This is a genomic window from Stenotrophomonas maltophilia group sp. msm1, assembly GCF_032025805.1.
Lineage (GTDB): Bacteria > Pseudomonadota > Gammaproteobacteria > Xanthomonadales > Xanthomonadaceae > Stenotrophomonas > Stenotrophomonas hibiscicola.
The window spans coordinates 1,501,686-1,518,656 of the sequence record NZ_JAVSKH010000001.1; the positions used below are offsets into that span (position 1 = coordinate 1,501,686).

16 protein-coding genes are annotated in these 16,971 nt (G+C 68.0%); 5 read left to right on the forward strand and 11 right to left on the reverse strand.

The window, feature by feature from the left end:
• Window positions 1-4 precede the first annotated feature (4 nt).
• From ROV95_RS06650 to ahpC, 5 genes are all read right to left on the reverse strand, one after another.
• Window positions 5-961: a transaldolase gene (locus ROV95_RS06650; RefSeq protein ID WP_312543613.1), complete on the reverse strand. Its 957-nt coding sequence runs from the start codon at window positions 959-961 to the stop codon at window positions 5-7.
• Between the two features lie 50 nt (window positions 962-1,011).
• Window positions 1,012-1,416 (reverse strand): nucleoside diphosphate kinase regulator, encoded by a 405-nt coding sequence (rnk, locus tag ROV95_RS06655; RefSeq protein ID WP_019661134.1) that lies wholly within the window; start codon window positions 1,414-1,416, stop codon window positions 1,012-1,014.
• Between the two features lie 123 nt (window positions 1,417-1,539).
• Window positions 1,540-2,502 (reverse strand): LysR substrate-binding domain-containing protein, encoded by a 963-nt coding sequence (locus ROV95_RS06660; protein WP_312543615.1) that lies wholly within the window; start codon window positions 2,500-2,502, stop codon window positions 1,540-1,542.
• Window positions 2,503-2,587: 85 nt separating this feature from the next.
• Window positions 2,588-4,180 carry an alkyl hydroperoxide reductase subunit F gene (gene ahpF, locus ROV95_RS06665; protein WP_308305588.1) on the reverse strand — a complete coding sequence of 531 codons (1,593 nt, stop codon included), beginning with the start codon at window positions 4,178-4,180 and terminating at the stop codon, window positions 2,588-2,590.
• A gap of 224 nt (window positions 4,181-4,404) precedes the next feature.
• Window positions 4,405-4,968 carry an alkyl hydroperoxide reductase subunit C gene (ahpC, locus tag ROV95_RS06670; protein WP_005415368.1) on the reverse strand — a complete coding sequence of 188 codons (564 nt, stop codon included), beginning with the start codon at window positions 4,966-4,968 and terminating at the stop codon, window positions 4,405-4,407.
• 323 nt (window positions 4,969-5,291) lie between these two features.
• Between ahpC and prmC the strand changes: the two genes are divergently transcribed.
• Together prmC and pip are read left to right on the forward strand one after the other, a co-directional pair.
• Window positions 5,292-6,149 (forward strand): peptide chain release factor N(5)-glutamine methyltransferase, encoded by an 858-nt coding sequence (gene prmC / locus ROV95_RS06675; protein WP_312543620.1) that lies wholly within the window; start codon window positions 5,292-5,294, stop codon window positions 6,147-6,149.
• A 48-nt stretch (window positions 6,150-6,197) separates the two neighbouring features.
• On the forward strand, window positions 6,198-7,139 hold the full coding sequence (gene pip / locus ROV95_RS06680; RefSeq protein ID WP_312543622.1) for a prolyl aminopeptidase: 942 nt from the start codon (window positions 6,198-6,200) through the stop codon (window positions 7,137-7,139).
• Between the two features lie 90 nt (window positions 7,140-7,229).
• Here the strand turns inward: pip and ROV95_RS06685 are convergent, their stop codons facing one another.
• Window positions 7,230-8,114, reverse strand: coding sequence for a LysR family transcriptional regulator (locus tag ROV95_RS06685; RefSeq protein WP_312543843.1), 885 nt, complete (start codon window positions 8,112-8,114; stop codon window positions 7,230-7,232).
• 105 nt (window positions 8,115-8,219) lie between these two features.
• On the opposite strand from ROV95_RS06685, the gene ROV95_RS06690 reads away from it, so the two are divergent.
• Window positions 8,220-9,632, forward strand: a complete 1,413-nt coding sequence (locus ROV95_RS06690) for an MFS transporter (RefSeq protein ID WP_312543624.1) — start codon at window positions 8,220-8,222, stop codon at window positions 9,630-9,632.
• A gap of 135 nt (window positions 9,633-9,767) precedes the next feature.
• Here the strand turns inward: ROV95_RS06690 and ROV95_RS06695 are convergent, their stop codons facing one another.
• Genes ROV95_RS06695 through ROV95_RS06710 form a run of 4 tightly spaced genes read right to left on the reverse strand, consistent with a single transcriptional unit; the run spans window position 9,768 to window position 12,622 of the window.
• Window positions 9,768-10,565 carry an N-formylglutamate amidohydrolase gene (locus ROV95_RS06695; RefSeq protein ID WP_155028989.1) on the reverse strand — a complete coding sequence of 266 codons (798 nt, stop codon included), beginning with the start codon at window positions 10,563-10,565 and terminating at the stop codon, window positions 9,768-9,770.
• Window positions 10,558-11,112: an NUDIX hydrolase gene (locus tag ROV95_RS06700; RefSeq protein ID WP_019661142.1), complete on the reverse strand. Its 555-nt coding sequence runs from the start codon at window positions 11,110-11,112 to the stop codon at window positions 10,558-10,560. Before ROV95_RS06700 ends, ROV95_RS06695 begins: the two co-directional genes overlap by 8 nt.
• Window positions 11,109-12,044: a 5'-3' exonuclease H3TH domain-containing protein gene (locus ROV95_RS06705; RefSeq protein ID WP_019661143.1), complete on the reverse strand. Its 936-nt coding sequence runs from the start codon at window positions 12,042-12,044 to the stop codon at window positions 11,109-11,111. Before ROV95_RS06705 ends, ROV95_RS06700 begins: the two co-directional genes overlap by 4 nt.
• A complete protein-coding gene (locus ROV95_RS06710; protein WP_312543626.1) occupies window positions 12,041-12,622 on the reverse strand; it encodes a nitroreductase in 582 nt (193 codons plus the stop codon). The genes ROV95_RS06705 and ROV95_RS06710 overlap by 4 nt, the downstream gene beginning before the upstream one ends.
• A 331-nt stretch (window positions 12,623-12,953) precedes the next feature.
• On the opposite strand from ROV95_RS06710, the gene ROV95_RS06715 reads away from it, so the two are divergent.
• A complete protein-coding gene (locus ROV95_RS06715; RefSeq protein ID WP_021203205.1) occupies window positions 12,954-15,275 on the forward strand; it encodes a DUF1631 domain-containing protein in 2,322 nt (773 codons plus the stop codon).
• 52 nt (window positions 15,276-15,327) lie between these two features.
• The gene (locus ROV95_RS06720; RefSeq protein WP_021203206.1) at window positions 15,328-16,407 is read left to right on the forward strand and encodes an NAD(P) transhydrogenase subunit alpha; all 1,080 of its coding nucleotides are present in this window, start codon (window positions 15,328-15,330) and stop codon (window positions 16,405-16,407) included.
• A 100-nt stretch (window positions 16,408-16,507) separates the two neighbouring features.
• On the opposite strand, the gene ROV95_RS06725 is transcribed toward ROV95_RS06720, so the two are convergent.
• Window positions 16,508-16,969 (reverse strand): DUF3106 domain-containing protein, encoded by a 462-nt coding sequence (locus ROV95_RS06725; RefSeq protein WP_312543629.1) that lies wholly within the window; start codon window positions 16,967-16,969, stop codon window positions 16,508-16,510.
• Window positions 16,970-16,971: the final 2 nt, after the last annotated feature.

The window sequence follows — 16,971 nt, forward strand, 5'->3', positions numbered from 1 at the left end:
ATCCTCACAGTGCCGCGCGGATCCGCTCGCGCAGTGCTTCCAGATCCTTGGCAAACGCCTCGATGCCGGTCGCCAGCTTCTCGGTGGCCATCGGATCGGCCGCCAGATCCGCCGCGAACTTCGCCGCATCGATCGGCGTCACCGCCGTGCCATCGGCTGCACCGGCTACCAGCTTGCGCGGCAGCTCGCCGTGGTCGGCGTCCAGCTTCTCCAGCAGGTCCGGCGAGATCGTCAGGCGGTCGCAGCCGGCCAGTGCTTCGATCTGCGCGGTCGAACGGAACGAGGCGCCCATCACCACCGTCGGCGAACCGCGACGCTTGAATTCGGCGTACACGCCGCGCACGAACTTCACGCCCGGGTCTTCGTCGATGGTGGCCGGGGTCTGGCCGTTGGCCACGTACCAGTCGAGGATGCGGCCGACGAACGGCGAGATCAGGAACGCGCCGGCTTCGCTGCAGGCCAGCGCCTGGGTCGGGTTGAAGATCAGCGTCAGGTTGCAGTCGATGCCTTCGGCCTGCAGGACGCGCGCGGCTTCCACGCCTTCCCAGGTCGCGGCGATCTTGATCAGGATCTTCTCGCGCGGCACGCCGGCGTCGGCGTACATCTGGATGAACTGGCGGGCCTTGGCCACGGTGGCCGCGGTGTCGTGAGCCAGGTCGGCATCCACCTCGGTGGATACCCGGCCCGGCACCAGCGTGCTCAGCAGCGCGCCGACGCCGATGGTCAGGCGGTCGGCCACCGCGTGCACCACGGCTTCGCGGTCGCCACCCTGCTGGCGGCCCCAGGCCAGTTCGCGTTCGATCAGCTCGGCGTAGACCGGCAGGTCCAGCGCCTTCTTCACCAGGGTCGGGTTGGTGGTGCAGTCCACCGGCTGCAGGCGCTTGATCGCCTCGTAGTCACCGGTATCGGCGACGACCACGGACAGTTCACGCAGCTGGGACAGTTTGGACGGGGTACTCATTGCGGCTCCTGGTGCAAGGGAATCGAATCGCGCGCGGTGCGCAGCGGTAATCAGGGGCGGTCGTTATGGACCGCGGTCACGCGCAGGCGCAGCTTCCGGCCACCGGGCGCGTTCCAGTCGATGCTCTGGCCGATCGAAAGGCCGAGCAGGGCACTGCCGACCGGGGCCAGCACGGAGACCTTGCCTTCATCGACGTTGGCTTCGCGGGGGAAGACCAGGGTCAGGACGTGCTTTTCGCCCGACACTTCATCTTCGCATTCCACGCGCGAATGCATCATGACGATGCCTTCGGGAATCTGGTCCGGTGCCATCACGGTGGCCCGGTTGAGTTCTTCAGCAAGCGCGAGCGCGGCAGGCGTCTGGCTCAGCGCGGGGGATTCGAGCATGGCGTCCAGGCGGTCCATGTCGAAAGTAGAAACGGTGATCGACGGCGGCAGGCCGCTGGCGGTACTCATGGTGAAGCTCCTTGGTTGAAAGCCATGCAAAAGGCGGCACCTGCTGGCGCCGCCTGTCTGTATTGTGGGGACAAATGCGGCCGGAATCGACTCCTGCCGATTCCAGGCCGGTACTGCGGGGGCTCAGCCGTTCAGCGCGGGGCCGGGCAGGGCCGGTGCATCGCTGCCGGCATCGAGCGCCTCCAGCGTGAACAGCGCCTGCGGCAGGCGCTTGAACTGGTCGGCCAGCTCCATCAGGAAGTCGTTCATGGCCGAGCTGCGACGCCAGATCATGGCGATGCGGCGGCTGGGACGGCCCTCGCCGGTGAAATCGAGCAGGCGGATGTTGTTCGAGCGCGGCACCGGCGGCTGCACCGACAGACTTGGCAGCAGGGTGATGCCGACGTCGGCGGCGACCATCTGCCGCAGGGTTTCCAGGCTGGTGGCGCGGAATTCGGACTTCTCATTGGCGCCGAACAGGCGGCACACTTCCAGCGCCTGGTCGCGCAGGCAATGCCCGTCTTCCAGCAGCAGCAGCTTCTGCGTCGCCAGTTCCTGCACGTCCAGATGTTCGCGACGGGCCAACGGGTGGCGCCCGGAGACGGCCAGCAGGAACGGCTCCTCGAACAGGAACTCGGCATGCAGCTGGTCGTCCACCACCGGCAGCGCCAGCAACGCAGCATCCAGCTTGCCTTCGCGCAGGCGGTCCAGCAGCACGTCGCTCTTTTCCTCGACCAGCAGCAGTTCCAGCTCCGGGAAGCGCTCGCGGATGCGCGGGATCACATGCGGCAGCAGGTACGGGCCGAGGGTCGGGAAGATGCCCAGGCGCACCGTGCCGGCTTCCGGATCGCGGCTGCGTCGCGCGGCTTCCTTCAGCTGTTCCACTTCGGACACGATCACCCGCGCCCGTGCCGCCGCTTCCTGACCGGCCGGGGTCAGCATCACCTTGCGCGGTGCGCGTTCCACCAGCGGCAGGCCCAGCTCTTCTTCCAGCTTGCGGATCTGCGTCGACAGCGTGGGCTGGCTGACGAAGCAGGCGGCGGCAGCCCGGCCGAAATGCTTGTGGTCGGCCAGGGCTACCAGGTACTTCAGATCACGTAGGTTCATCCTTACACCCCAGGGGTAACGGACCGGCTGACGGCGTGGTTACCCGACAGGCAGACAATGTTCCCGGTGATCTGGGAACGGTGGATCAGGCCGCTTCAGCAACGGCACCGCTGCTGTTGCTCACCGACGAGCGGATCAGGTGGTCGAACGCGCTCAGTGCGGCGGTGGAACCGGCGCCCATGGCGATGATGATCTGCTTGTAGGGCACCGTCGTGCAATCGCCAGCAGCGAACACACCCGGCAGGTTGGTCTGGCCGCGGTCATCGATGACGATCTCGCCACGCGGCGAAAGCGCCACCACATCCTTCAGCCACTCGGTGTTGGGCAGCAGGCCGATCTGCACGAAGATGCCTTCCAGCTCGACGCGGTGGGCATCGCCGCCGATGCGGTCCTTGTACACCAGGCCGGTGACCTTGCTGCCGTCGCCCAGCACTTCGGTGGTCTGTGCGCTGGTCAGCACCGTCACGTTGGCCAGGCTGCGCAGCTTCTTCTGCAGCACTTCGTCGGCACGCAGGCTGGAATCGAACTCCAGAAGGGTTACATGCGACACGATGCCGGCCAGATCGATGGCCGCTTCCACGCCGGAATTGCCGCCGCCGATCACCGCCACGCGCTTGCCCTTGAACAGTGGGCCATCGCAGTGCGGGCAGTAGGCCACGCCCTTGTTGCGGTACTGGTCTTCGCCCGGCACGTTCATCTGCCGCCAGCGTGCGCCGGTGGACAGGATCACCGAACGGGACTTGAGCACCGCACCGTTCTCCAGCTGCACCTGCACCAGGCCGTCTTCGCCGGCCGGCACCAGCGCGCTGGCACGCTGCAGGTTCATGATGTCCACGTCGTACTCGCGCACGTGCTGTTCCAGCGCCGTGGCCAGCTTCGGGCCCTCGGTCTCCTTCACCGAAATGAAGTTCTCGATGGCCATGGTGTCCAGCACCTGTCCACCAAAGCGCTCGGCGGCGATGCCGGTGCGGATGCCCTTGCGCGCGGCGTAGATCGCCGCTGCCGCACCGGCCGGGCCACCGCCCACCACCAGCACGTCGAACGCGTCCTTGGCGGCAATCTTCTCGGCATCGCGCTTGCCGGCATTGGTGTCCAGCTTGGCCACGATCTGCTCCAGGGTCATGCGGCCCTGGTCGAACACTTCACCGTTGAGGTACACGGTCGGCACCGACATGATCTCGCGCTTCTCGACTTCGTCCTGGAACAGCGCACCATCGATGGCCACGTGCTGGATGCGCGGGTTGAGCACTGCGGCCAGGTTCAGCGCCTGGACCACGTCCGGGCAGTTCTGGCAGGACAGCGAGAAGTAGGTTTCGAACCGGTAGTCGCCTTCCAGGTTCTGCACCTGCTCGATCAGCTCGGCGGTGGCCTTGGACGGATGACCGCCCACCTGGAGCAGCGCCAGCACCAGCGAGGTGAACTCGTGGCCCATCGGCAGGCCGGCGAAGGTCAGGTGGATGTCCTGGCCCGGGGTGCCCAGGTCGAAGGACGGCACGCGGCCCTGCCCATCGCGCAGCACCTGCAGCGAGATCTTGTCCGACAGGCTCTCCAGGGTCTGCAGCAGGTCCAGCATTTCCTGCGACTTGGCGCCATCGTCGGCGTGCGCGGTGATCTGGATCGGGCGGGTCACGCGTTCCAGATAGGTCTTCAGCTGCGACTGCAGGTTGGTGTCCAACATCGGGTCATCTCCTGGCTTCAGGCAAACAGGGGGCGTGGCACCGCTGTAGAAGGTAGCGGACCAGCTGGGGGTAGGGGTGAACCCAAGACAGCGACCGTGGAAGGGGCTGGCTGGCCAAGGCGGGCGAGCGTTGGCTGTCTTGGGTTCACCCCCACGCCGGCGGGGGGACCGGCACGGGGATGAAGGGCGCGCCGTGGCGTGGGGACACGGCAGGCCGGTAGGGCTTAGATCTTGCCGACCAGGTCCAGCGACGGGGTCAGGGTCTTCTCGCCTTCCTTCCACTTGGCCGGGCAGACCTGGTTCGGGTTGGCGGCGGTGAACTGGGCAGCCTTGAGCTTGCGCAGGGTCTCGGACACGTCACGGGCGATCTCGTTGGAGTGGATCTCCAGGGTCTTGATCACGCCTTCCGGGTTGATGATGAAGGTGCCGCGCAGGGCCAGGCCTTCTTCTTCAATGTGCACGCCGAAGGCGCGGGTCAGCTGGTGGGTCGGGTCGCCGACCAGCGGGAACTGGGCCTTGCCGACGGCCGGCGAGGTCTCGTGCCACACCTTGTGCGAGAAGTGGGTATCGGTGGTGACGATGTAAACCTCGGCGCCGGCCTTCTTGAACTCGGCGTAATGGTCAGCGGCGTCTTCGATCTCGGTCGGGCAGTTGAAGGTGAAGGCGGCCGGCATGAAGATCAGGACGGACCACTGGCCCTTCAGGCTGGCGTCGGAAACCTTGATGAACTCGCCGTTGTGGTAGGCGTTGGCTTCGAACGGCTGGATCTGGGTATTGATGAGGGACATCATTTTTCCTCTTGGTGAAGGGGAGTGGGTGAATCGACAGGAGCTAGGTTACCCATTCGCTCGCGATAAGAACAATCCATTGATTGCATCTATTCGATAGATGGAGTCTATCGAATGGCCCTTAGCAGACACTGAACCTCGCCATCGCCATCCTGCAATTGCCTGTGTGACAAGGGAAATCTCGGCAGACCGCTGCTTGGGGCCGATAGTCCCTCCTTATCCCGCCCGGCGGAACCTGAACGGATTCCGGTTTTTGTAGAGCCGAGCCTGTGCTCGGCTGCTCCAGAAGCAGCCGAGCACAGGCTCGGCTCTACAATTGCAGCATGTCCTTTCAAGCCCAACCCACCCTGCGTCAGGTCGTAGCCGACGCCAGTGCTCGCTTGGGCAGCAGCGACGCCCGCCACGAGGCGGAACTGCTGCTGCTGCATGTACTGGACCGCCCGCGCAGCTGGCTGTTCGCGCACGCCACCGATCCGCTGGCCGCCAATGACCAGGCCGCCTTCGAGGCGTTGCTGGCCCGCCGCGTGGCCGGTGAGCCGGTGGCCTACCTGACCGGCCGTCGCGGATTCTGGACGCTGGACCTGGAGGTCGACCCGGCCACGCTGATCCCGCGCCCGGAAACCGAGCTGCTGGTCGAGCTGGCGCTGGAGCGCCTGCCGCCAGACCAGTCGCTGCAGCTGGCTGACCTGGGCACCGGCAGTGGTGCGATTGCACTGGCACTGGCCAGCGAACGGCCGCAGGCGCAGGTGCTGGCCACCGACGCCAGCCCGGGCGCGCTGGCCGTGGCCGCGCGCAATGCCGCCCGCCATGATCTGCGCAACGTCCGCTTCGCCGAAGGCGGGCACGACTGGTATGCGCCGCTGCAGGGCGCGCGTTTTGATCTGATTGCCAGCAACCCGCCGTACATCGCCAGCGACGATCCGCATCTGGAGCAGGGTGACCTGCGCTTCGAGCCGGCCACCGCACTGGCCTCGGGTCCGGATGGCCTGGATGACATTCGCCGTATCGTCGACGGTGGCCAGGCCCACCTGCGGCCCGAGGGCTGGCTGTTGATCGAGCACGGTTGGGACCAGGGCGCGGCGATCCGTGCGCTGTTCGACGCGGCGGGATTTGTCGAGGTGCAGACCGCACAGGACCTGGAGCAGCGCGACCGCACCACCCTGGGCCGGCGTCCGGCCTAGAATGGAGGTTCTCCTGCCCCGGCAGGGCATCATCCTGGAGCTGCAAGCATGCGTACGCTGTACCCCGCCATCACCCCCTACGACGTCGGCACCCTGAAGGTCGACGACCGCCACACGCTGTACTTCGAACAGTGTGGCAACCCGGAAGGAAAGCCGGTGGTGATGCTGCACGGTGGCCCGGGCGGCGGCTGCAGCGACAAGATGCGCCAGTTCCACGACCCGTCCAAGTACCGCATCATCCTGTTCGACCAGCGCGGTGCCGGCCGTTCCACCCCGCACGCGGACCTGGTCGACAACACCACCTGGGATCTGGTGGACGATATCGAAAAGCTGCGCGAGCACCTGAAGGTCGATCGCTGGCAGGTGTTCGGTGGCAGCTGGGGCTCGACCCTGGCCCTGGCCTACGCCGAAACCCACCCGCAGCGCGTGACCGAACTGGTCCTGCGCGGCATCTTCATGCTGCGTCGCTGGGAACTGGAGTGGTTCTACCAGGAAGGCGCCAACCGCCTGTTCCCGGATGCGTGGGAGCATTACCTCAAGCCGATTCCGCCGGTGGAGCGCCATGACCTGATCTCGGCCTTCCACCGCCGCCTGACCAGCGACGACGAAACCACCCGCCTGGAAGCGGCCAAGGCCTGGGCGGTGTGGGAAGGCGCGACCAGCTTCCTGCATGTCGATGATGACTTCATCAACAGCCACGAAGACCCGCATTTCGCGCTGGCGTTTGCCCGCATCGAGAACCACTACTTCGTCAACGGTGGTTTCTTCGAGGTGGAAGACCAGCTGCTGCGCGACGCGCACCGCATCGCCGACATCCCGGGCGTGATCGTGCACGGCCGCTACGACGTGGTCTGCCCGCTGGCCAACGCCTGGGACCTGACCAAGGTGTGGCCGAAGGCGAAGCTGGAAATCACCCCGGCCTCGGGCCATTCGGCGTTCGAGGCCGAGAACGTGGATGCGCTGGTGCGCGCCACCGATAGCTTCGCCTGATCGGTAGTGCCGGCCGCTGGCCGGCATTGCTTCACCATCAGCGCCGGGCATCGCCCGGCGCTACCGGCCTCATCCACGCATGGCGTGGATTTACCAGTCCCCGGCCAGCAACGCGTCGGCCAGCACCTGCAGCTTCGGCGAGTGCTGGCGCGACGGCGGGTAGATCAGCGACAGCGCACGGCTGCGGCCCTCGAACGGCTGCAGCACGCGTTGCAACCGGCCGTCGGCCAGCGCGTCGGCCACGGCGAAATCCATCACCTGCACGATGCCGATACCGGCGATGGCCGCTTCCACCAGCGGATCGCCGCTGTCGAACACCATCCGCGTCGGTGGTGTGACCTCACGCAGTTGCCCGTCCTGCAGGAACTGCCAGTCCACCAGCCGGCCACTGCGCAGGTTGCGCACGGCCAGGCACGCGTGGCCCTGCAACGCCGCCACATCGTCCGGTGCGCCACAGCGGGCCAGGTAGCCGGGGCTGGCCACCGTCACCCAGCGCAGCGGCCGCAGTGGCCGCGCGACGATGCGCTGGTCGGCGATGACGCCGGTGCGCAGCGCGGCATCGAAACCTTCCTCGACCAGATCGACCAGGCGGTCGTTGAGCACGGCTTCCACCTGCAGTTGCGGGTGCTGCTGCAGCATCGGCCCCAGCAGCGGTACCAGCACCTTGCGCCCGAACATCGAGGGCGCACTGATCTTCAGGGTGCCCGAGGGCGTGCACGGACGGTCGGCCAACTGGCGTTCGGCGTCTTCGAGACCGCACAGCAGGGGCGCGACCTGATCGACGAACTGGCGACCATCCGGGGTCAGTGCCACGTTGCGGGTGTTTCGCTGCAGCAGCTTCACCCCCAGCGTGGCCTCCAGCCGACTGATCGCGCGCGACAGGCCTGACTGGCTCAGGCCCAGCTGCCCGGCGGCGACGGTGAAACTGCGTGCTTCGGCCACCTGCACCAGCATGCGCACGGCATTGAGGTCCATCGAAGTTCCATTCATGCTGAAAATCATGACAGATATGGCTGGAAAGGGGTTTATTGATAGCTCTGCATCAATGAGACTGCGCTCCCCCACAGCACCGGACCGTCGATGCCTCCCCTCAAGTACCCGCGCTGGGCGCTGGCCCTGCTGGCCACCGCCCAGCTGATCATCGCCCTGGATGCCACCATCATCTTCGTCGCCCTGCACGACATGGGGCGCGCGCTGCAGATCAACGCACAGCAGCTGCAATGGGTGGTCAGTGCCTACACCGTGGCCTTTGGCGGCAGCCTGCTGCTGGGGGGCCGTGCCGCCGACCTGATCGGCCGTCGCCGCTTCTACCGGCTGGGCATGCTGCTGTTCGCACTGGCGTCGCTGCTCGGCGCGCTGGCGCCGAACGCCACCCTGCTGATCATCGCGCGTGCGGCGCAGGGCATCGGCGCGGCACTGCTGTTCCCGGCCACGCTGGCGCTGATCAACACGTTGTATGCGGAAGGTCCGGTGCGCAACCGCGCACTTGCGATCTGGAGCATGGCCAGCGCGGTGGGCCTGGCGCTGGGCACGCTGCTCGGTGGCGTGCTGACCCAGGCGTTCGGCTGGCCGGCGGTGCTGGCAGTGATCGTGCCACTGGCCACCACCTGCGCGGTCGCTGCGGGCGCGTGGTTGCCGGCCGATGGCCCGCGTCTGCAGGGCCGTTCCTTCGATCTGGCCGGTTGCCTCACCGTCACTGCCGGCGGCAGTCTGCTGGTCACTACCCTCGTGCAAGGGCCGGAGTGGGGCTGGACTGCGCCGGCCACGCTGGGCTGCCTGCTGCTGTCGGTGCTGCTGCTGGTGGCGTTCGTGCAGATCGAACAGCGCAGCCGCGATCCGCTGATGCAGTTCGCGTTGCTGCGGCTGCCCGGACTGCGCGCGGCACTGGGCCTGACCTTCGCCTTCATGAGCAGCTATGGAGTGCAGTACTACTTCATGGCGCTGTACTTCCAGGACGGCTACGGCTGGAGCCCGCTGCAGGCCGGCCTGGCTTTCCTGCCGGCGACGGCGGTGTGCACGGTCGGCATCCAGCTGGCGGAGTGGGCGCTGAAGCGCTGGAGTGCACGCAAGGTGCTGGTGCTCGGCCAGCTGGCCGGTGCCGTTGGCATCGCCTGGGCCGCAGCAACACTCCCGCACGCCTCGAACTTCTGGCCGCTGCTGCCCGGCGTGGTAGTGCTGAGCATCGGCCAGGGCATGACCTGGACCTCGATGTGGATCGTGGCCGGGCAGGGCGTGCCGTCCGCACAGCAGGGTGTTGCATCTGGCATGGCGGCGACCGCGCAGCAGATCGGTGGTGCGCTGGGCCTGGCGGTGCTGGTGATGGTGGCCAATGCCCATGCGGGTGCAGCCGGTTCGCCGAGTGCACTGGCCGGGCTGGTGCGCGCCGAATACGGTGCCGCCTTGTTTTCACTGTTCGGCGTGGTGATCGCGCTGGGCCTACGCCCGGTGCCGGCCGAATCGGCCGCCACCGTCTGCCCGGCCAACGAGGCATGATTGAAGGCGCTGCCGTGGGTGGATGTGCCGCGCCTGGGCATTGCCGGCCGCTGGCCGGCAAACACATTGATCCAACTACCCTGAGGTTTCCGGCCAGCGGCCGGCACTACCGATCCGGAATGGATCCACGCGCATTCAACCCAGCGCCAGCAACTGCGGCTGCAACGCGCTGAAGATCCGCGCCAGCCGCTCTGCCCACGCCTGCTGCCCGGCGGCATCGGCGATCAGGTCCTGGCGGATCTCCAGTTCCACGTGCACCAGGCCGCGCCCTTCGCCATGCACCGGTACCGCGTAGTCGCTGGTACTGCTGACCGAATACGGTTCGTTGTCACCGACCACCAGGTCGCCTTCATCGCGCAGTGCCTGCAGCAGGGCATGCGCAAAGCGCGTGTCCTGGTGGTACAGCACGCCGGCGTGCCACGGTCGCTGCGCGCCGTTCATCACAGGGGTGAAGCTGTGCATCATCACCAGCAGGGTGGGGCGGCCGGCAGCGCGGCGCGCGTCCAGTTCCGCATCGATGCGGGCGTGGTACGGTGCGTGGATCGCATTGATGCGCTGCTGCCGCTGCGCCGCCGACAGCGCGGCATTGCCGGGCACCACGGTGTGGTCGCTCACCTCCGGAATCAGCGTGGGCGAGGCCAGTGGGCGGTTGCAGTCGATCAGCAGCCGCGAATAGGTCTGTTCGATCGCCCAGGCATCCAGCCGTTCGGCCAGTGCACGAGTGGTGCCGGCAATGCCGATGTCCCAGCCGATATGGCGGTCCAGTTCGGCCTGCGGCAAGCCCAGGCCTGCGAGGGCACGCGGCACCTGCTGGCCGGCGTGGTCGGCCAGCAGCAGGTACGGCGACGCGCCCTGCGGCTGGTGGACGGTGTAGATCGCCGGGTCGTCGGCGCCGAGCAGCGCCGGCAGCGCATGCAGGTCGGCGTCAGCCACGCGGGCGTCCGTCCAGGTGATGCTCGATCATCCACAGCCCGGCCCAGAGCTTGGCGTCCAGCTCGTAGCCTTCGCCCATCTTCTGCACCAGCCAGGCCGCTGCCTCACTGCGCGGAATCTCGTGGACGATGATGTCCTCGCTGTCGTCGCCACCCCCTTCGCCGATCCGGCGCAGGCCGGTGGCGCGCACGAAGGCGATCTTCTCGCTGCTGGCGCCGGAAGAGGTCGGGCCGATCAGCAGCACTTCGGCGTGATCGGCGGTCCAGCCGGTTTCTTCCTCGAGCTCGCGCACGGCCGAGACTTCAATCGATTCGCCGGCGTGGATGTCGCCGACCAGGCCGGCCGGCATCTCGATGGTGGGGGCCTGCAGCGGTACACGGAACTGTTCGACGAACAGCACCTTGTCCTCCGGGGTGACGGCGATGATGATCGCCGCCAGGCCGCCGGCGTGGGTGCGTTCGCTGTATTCCCAGGTACCGCGCACGACCATGCGCTGGTACTTGCCTTCATAGACGACACGCGGGGCTTCGGTATTGCGCTGGCTCATGCGGGCTCGCTGTGGGTGGGAAGAGGGTCGGCCACGCCAGCGGCATCGAACAGCCGGCGGCGGGTCATCGGGCCGAATCGAAGGGTCTGGCACAGGCCACCGAGCAGTTCCGGGTCGGCCGCCTGGCGCAGCAGGCCGGGTTGGCTGCCTTCCAGCGGCGCGTCCAGCGCGATGGTGGTCAGCTGGCGCCAGAGCCGGGCATGCTCGCGCTGCTCGCGCAGGCGCACCGCCATCTGGGCCGCGCCGCGCAGGCGCAGGAACGGCACTTCGTCCAGGCGTTCGTACAGTGCATCCATGCTGCCGAAATGGGCCAGCAGCACGGCGGCGGACTTGCTGCCCACGCCACTGATACCGGGAATGTTGTCCACCGCATCGCCGCACAGCGCCAGGTAGTCGGCAATCTGGTGCGCGTGCACGCCGTGCCTCGCCTTCACTCCGGCCACGTTCCAGCGCTGGTTGCGCGCATAGTCCCACTGCTCGTCATGGTCGGCCAGCAGCTGCGACAGGTCCTTGTCGGCGGAGATGATCACGCCGCGATGGCTGCTGCGGTGAACGTGCAGGGCGCTGCCGATCAGGTCGTCTGCCTCGTATTCGTGGTGCGCCAGCACCGCCAGGCCCAACGCCGCGCATAACGCCTTGCAGTGCACGAACTGCCGCTTGAGTGCTTCCGGTGCCGGATCACGGTTGGCCTTGTAGGCCGGGTACAGGCGGTGGCGGAAGCCGCTGTCGAGCGCTTCATCGAAGGCGATGGCGATGTGCTGCGGGCGCTCGCGCTCGAGCAGGTCCAGCAGGAAGCGGGCGAAACCGTGCACGGCATTGGTCGGCCAGCCCTGCGCGTCCTGGAACTGGTCCGGCAGCGAGTGCCAGGCGCGGAACACGTAGATGCTGGCATCGACCAGGTACAGCGAAGGCGGCGGTGCCGGCAGGCTCATGCCGGCGTCGTCCAGTCGCGCAGCAGCGCGGCCGGGTCCGGACGCTCGCGCTCGGGTACGGCGGCCTTCGGCGTACCGATATGGATGAAACCGGCGACGCTCTCGCCCTCGGCCAGGCCCAGGTAGGCGTGCACGGCGGGGTCGAAGGCCATCCAGGCGGTCAGCCACTGCGCGCCGAAGCCCAGCGCCTGTGCGGCCTGCAGCAGGGCGAAGCAGACGCAGCCGGCGGTCATCAGCTGCTCCTGTTCGGGGACCTTCGGGTCCGGTCGCGGGCTGGCCACCACCACGATCACCAGCGGGGCATGACTGAAACGCTGGCGGTCCTTCTCGAATACCGCCTCGCCGGCATGCGGGTCGCGCTGGCGGCTGCGCTCGGCCAGGAAGTTGCCCAGAGTGTGACGTGCATCGCCGGCGATCTTCAGGAAGCGGAACGGTACCCGCTTGCCGTGGTCGGGCACGCGTACGGCCGAGGCCAGCATGCGCTGCAGGGTTGCCGGGTCCGGGCCGGGCTCGCCCAATTGCCGCGAGGGCACCGAGCGGCGGGCATCCAGGGCAAGCAGGGCAGTGGGGTCGGGCATGGAGTCTGAACCGGTCATCACGGGCATTTGATTATAGTCGGGGTGGTCGAAGACGCCGTCTGGGTCGCGTCCAGCCCCTGAATACCAAACTGTGATGAACATCATGCCACTGGCGGGAAAGGGACGGCCGCCTGCTCTCGCCTCGTGGGCCTTGCACGGCTTACGATATCCATCTTGCCGGGCCGCCGGTCATGAGGTTTGAAGTGAGGACTGTTTCACTGTCCGTGACGGGCTGGCCGGCCTACCATCGACGTACCGGTACATGGGGTGTGCCGGCCGCCGCGATGTCCATGCTGACTGTCGTACCAGAGAAGGTGGGGAGCCTTCCCGAATGATGAGCGCGCCCACACCGATGGGATCGCCGGGTCGTGACCCGGTCCAGTTGCAGCGTGCCCGGGACATGGTCCTGCCCGCGCTGTGCCAGGTTTTCGGGGCCGCACTGGCGCGTTTCGACGACGCACTGTTCGACCGCGCCGGCAATGCCGGTTCGTCGCAGCTGCTGTTCCTGGATGCGATGCGTGAACTGCGCCGCCGCCGCGAGGACATCGCCGGTGCCTTCGCCGGCCATCTGCAGCGGGCTTGGGACGCGCTCGCCAGCGGCGAGCCGCTGTCGGCCGAGGCGACCCTGTCCGGTCCTGCCGAAGATGGCCTGAGCCTGCTGGCCGAACATGTACTGGAATCGCGGCTGGCGGTGCGCAATTTCGCCACCGTGCTGCTGCGCGACTTCAAGCCGGTGCTGGCGCGGCTGGACCGGCGCCTGGGCCGCCTGATCGGCGGCGCCGAGCTGGATGCCGACCACAACCCGGTCAGCCCCGAACACCTGGGCGTGGCCATCCACGAGGCCTTTGCCGGCTGCGAGCTGGCGCCGGAAGTGCACCTGGTGCTGATCAAGCTGTGCGAGCGCGACCTGCGCGCGCCGGTGGGCCGCATCTACGAGAAGCTGGACGAGCAGCTGGCCGCCGCTGGCGTGATGTCGCAGGTGGGGGCCCCGCGGCGTCCATTGTCGGCCGCGCCCGACCCGCGCATGGCGGCGGGGGCGGATGATCTGGTCGAGCCGCGCCACGCGGCGGGCTTGGAATCCGAGTTCAGCGATGATGAGCAGGCCGCGCCGGCTTGGGCGCAGCGCTTCGCCGCGCGCTGGTCCGAGCGCCGTGGCCACATGCAGCAGCATCTCGGGGGCGACGATGCCGGCAACGGCGAGGCGTATGCCGGCCAGCAGGGCATGCTGCTGGAGGCCCTGCATGAGCTGCTGCAGCAGACCCGTCACGTTCGCGAGGATGCCACCTCGGCCGCGCAGGTCGCGGTCGGCCAGCATCGCCCGTTGAGCCAGCGCGAGATGATGTCGGTGCTGTCACTGCTGCAGGCCACGCCCAGCGCCACCCTGCGCGCGGCCATCGGCGAGGACGGCGAATCCCTGGCGCAGCGGTTGAAGAGTGAAGTACTGTCCAGCGCGACCCGGCTGGGCGTCGATCCGGGCCAGACCCGGCTGGACCCGCAGGACGAGGATGCGATCGACCTGGTGGGCATGCTGTTCGACGTGATGCTGGACGAGCGCGAACTGGAAGGCCGCTCGCGCGAGCTGATCGGCCGCCTGGTGGTGCCCTTCGTCAAGGTGGCGATGCTCGACCGCCGGATGTTCGTGCAGAAGACCCATCCGGCGCGCAAGCTGCTCAACTCGCTGGCGGAGGCCTGCGAGGGCAACACCGGCGAGAGCCAGGCCGAGCGCATGCTGATGGCCAAAGTCGAGGAGATCATCGAACGGCTGGTGGCCGAGTTCAACGAGAACCTGGCGATCTTCCTGACCCTGGAAGAGGAATTCCGCGAGTTCCTCGTGCAGCACCGCCGCCGCGTGGAAATCGCCGAGCGGCGCGCCGCCGAAACGCAGCGTGGCCAGGAAAAGCTGGAAATGGCCCGCAGCCGGGCAGGTGCCGAACTGGACCGTCGCATCGGCGATGCCTCCCTGCCGCCGGCCATCGCCGAGTTCCTGCGCCAGCCGTGGCAGCACCACCTGACCCTGGCCCTGCTGCGCGAGGGCGAGGAGGGCGCGTCGGTGGCCGAGGCACTGAGCCTGGCCGACGGCCTGCTGGAGGAAGTGGCCGAGGCGCGCCGCCAGATCGTCGGCAAGCCATGGCTGCAGGCCTGGCAGCCGGCGCTGGCCAAGGTGTTCGGCAGCGTTGGCGTGCACGGTGATGCCGCCACCGGCGCCATTGATGCACTGCATGACACCTTGCAGGGCATTGCCGAATCGCGGCCGGAGCTGCAGCGCGCGCTGCCGGAGCTGCCGCAGGTCGCGTTGCCGGTACCGCCGGTGGCTGAATCGCCAGCGGTCGAGCTCGGCGGGCAGATCGACGCCGACGATTTCGACAACGCCGATGCCGACCGCTTCCGCCGCATGGAAATCGGCAACTGGCTGGATTTCGTCGACAAGGACGGCAAGGTCCAGGCCGGCAAGCTGTCCTGGGTCAGCCCGATTTCCTCGCGCCTGTTGTTCGTCAACCGTCGTGGCGTGCGCTTCTGCGTGGCCTCGCCGGAAGAACTGGCGGTGATGGTGCGGCTGGGCCGCCTGCGTGCCCACGTTGACGATGGCGCCTTCGACAGCGCGATGCAGGGTGTGATCGATCGGCTGGACCCGGGCAGCGCAACGCTGCACTGAGCCGTGGCCGCCTGCTAGGATCGGGAAAACTCACCGATCAGCGGGGACCTGCATGGCCGTGGCGTTGCTGGGGATCAAGGAGACCGCGCCGGGCGAAAGGCGCGTGGCGCTGACGCCGGAAACCGCGCGCAAGCTCGGGGCCATGGGCATTGCCGTCTGGTATGAGGCGGGCGCGGGTTTGGCCGCTGGTTTCACCGACGCCGCCTATGACGATGCCGGTGCACGCGTCTTCGACGCGGGCCGCTGGGCCGAGATCGACATTCTGCTGTGCGTGCAGGCCCCCCCTGCGGCGGTGCTGGAACAGCTCAAGCCCGGCGCCAGCGTGGTCGGCCTGCTGGCCCCGTCCAGCGATCCGGCGCTGGCCGCGCTGGCGACCGATGGTCGCCTGCAGCTGTTCCCGCTGCAGCAGCTGCCGCGCACCACCCGTGCGCAGGCGATGGATGTACTCAGTTCGCAGGCCGGCATGGCCGGCTACAAGGCGGCGCTGATCGCTGCAGAACGTGCACCGCGTTTCTTCCCGATGCTGACCACCGCCGCCGGCACTGTGCGCCCGGCCAAGGTGCTGGTGATCGGTGCCGGCGTGGCGGGCCTGCAGGCCATTGCCACCGCGCGCCGCCTCGGTGCACAGGTGGAAGGCTTCGACGTGCGCCCGGAAACCCGCGAGCAGATCCAGTCACTGGGTGCACGCTTCCTCGATCTTGGCGTGAGTGCGGCCGGCGAGGGCGGTTATGCGCGCGCACTGAGTGATGAGGAGCGCGCCGAGCAGCAGCGCCGGCTGGCCGACCACCTGCGCAGCGTGGATGTGGTGATCTGCACCGCAGCGGTGCCGGGGCGACCGGCGCCGACGATCGTGACTGCGGCAATGGTGGAGGGCATGGCTGCTGGCAGCGTGATCGTGGATCTGGCTGCCGAGAGCGGTGGCAACTGCGCTCTGACCCAGCCGGGGCAGTGCATCGAACACCAGGGCGTGACCATTGATGGCCCACTGGGCCTGGCCAGCCGCGGCGCGACCCAGGCCAGCGAGATGTATGCGCGCAACCTGCTCAACTTCGTCGCGCTGTTCGTGCGCGAAGGGCAGCTCGGTTTCGACTGGGAAGACGAGTTGCTGGCCAAGACGCGCTGGCAGGCGTGACCTGACCTGCATGCTGTAGAGCCGAGCCCATGCTCGGCTTGCGCAGACGCGATGAAGCAGCCGGGCGTGGGCTCGGCGCTACAGAGGATTGAATCTGGCCTTACCGGGGCTTCGCCGGCGGCGGGTTGTCGCGCACCCAGTCCTTGCGCTGTTCCGGCGTCATCTGTGACCAGCGCTCGCGCAGGGCATCGCGCTGCGCGGGGGGCAGCCCCCGCATCTGGCCGAACAGGGCGCGGGCCTGCTCGCGCTGTTCCGGGCTCATGTGCTCGAAGCGGCGCAGGCCGCGGCGGGCCTTGTCGCGCTCTTCCGGACTCATCGATTGCCAGCGCTGGCCGTGCGAGAGCATGCGCTGGCGCTGGCCGGCATCGGCGCTGTTCCAGCGGTCGCGTAGCGGCGCCAGCAGGGACTCCCGCTGCGCTTCACTCAACTGTTCCCAGGCCGGCAGCGGTGCGGCCGGCGCAGGGCCTGCGGCAGGGGCGGGCGCGGCGCTCTGCGCCACCGCCGGGACGGCCGGCAGCAGCAACAGGGTCATCAGCAGGGGCAGGGTGTGCAGTCGGGGCATGA

Bases quoted from the DNA above. Each gene is read 5' to 3' on its own strand.
- ROV95_RS06650 (WP_312543613.1), bottom strand. From the start codon at position 961: ATGAGTACCCCGTCCAAACTGTCCCAGCTGCGTGAACTGTCCGTGGTC.
- rnk (WP_019661134.1), bottom strand. From the start codon at position 1,416: ATGAGTACCGCCAGCGGCCTGCCGCCGTCGATCACCGTTTCTACTTTC.
- ROV95_RS06660 (WP_312543615.1), bottom strand. From the start codon at position 2,502: ATGAACCTACGTGATCTGAAGTACCTGGTAGCCCTGGCCGACCACAAG.
- ahpF (WP_308305588.1), bottom strand. From the start codon at position 4,180: ATGTTGGACACCAACCTGCAGTCGCAGCTGAAGACCTATCTGGAACGC.
- ahpC (WP_005415368.1), bottom strand. From the start codon at position 4,968: ATGTCCCTCATCAATACCCAGATCCAGCCGTTCGAAGCCAACGCCTAC.
- prmC (WP_312543620.1), top strand. From the start codon at position 5,292: ATGTCCTTTCAAGCCCAACCCACCCTGCGTCAGGTCGTAGCCGACGCC.
- pip (WP_312543622.1), top strand. From the start codon at position 6,198: ATGCGTACGCTGTACCCCGCCATCACCCCCTACGACGTCGGCACCCTG.
- ROV95_RS06685 (WP_312543843.1), bottom strand. From the start codon at position 8,114: ATGGACCTCAATGCCGTGCGCATGCTGGTGCAGGTGGCCGAAGCACGC.
- ROV95_RS06690 (WP_312543624.1), top strand. From the start codon at position 8,220: ATGCCTCCCCTCAAGTACCCGCGCTGGGCGCTGGCCCTGCTGGCCACC.
- ROV95_RS06700 (WP_019661142.1), bottom strand. From the start codon at position 11,112: ATGAGCCAGCGCAATACCGAAGCCCCGCGTGTCGTCTATGAAGGCAAG.
- ROV95_RS06705 (WP_019661143.1), bottom strand. From the start codon at position 12,044: ATGAGCCTGCCGGCACCGCCGCCTTCGCTGTACCTGGTCGATGCCAGC.
- ROV95_RS06710 (WP_312543626.1), bottom strand. From the start codon at position 12,622: ATGCCCGACCCCACTGCCCTGCTTGCCCTGGATGCCCGCCGCTCGGTG.
- ROV95_RS06715 (WP_021203205.1), top strand. From the start codon at position 12,954: ATGATGAGCGCGCCCACACCGATGGGATCGCCGGGTCGTGACCCGGTC.
- ROV95_RS06720 (WP_021203206.1), top strand. From the start codon at position 15,328: ATGGCCGTGGCGTTGCTGGGGATCAAGGAGACCGCGCCGGGCGAAAGG.
- ROV95_RS06725 (WP_312543629.1), bottom strand. From the start codon at position 16,969: ATGCCCCGACTGCACACCCTGCCCCTGCTGATGACCCTGTTGCTGCTG.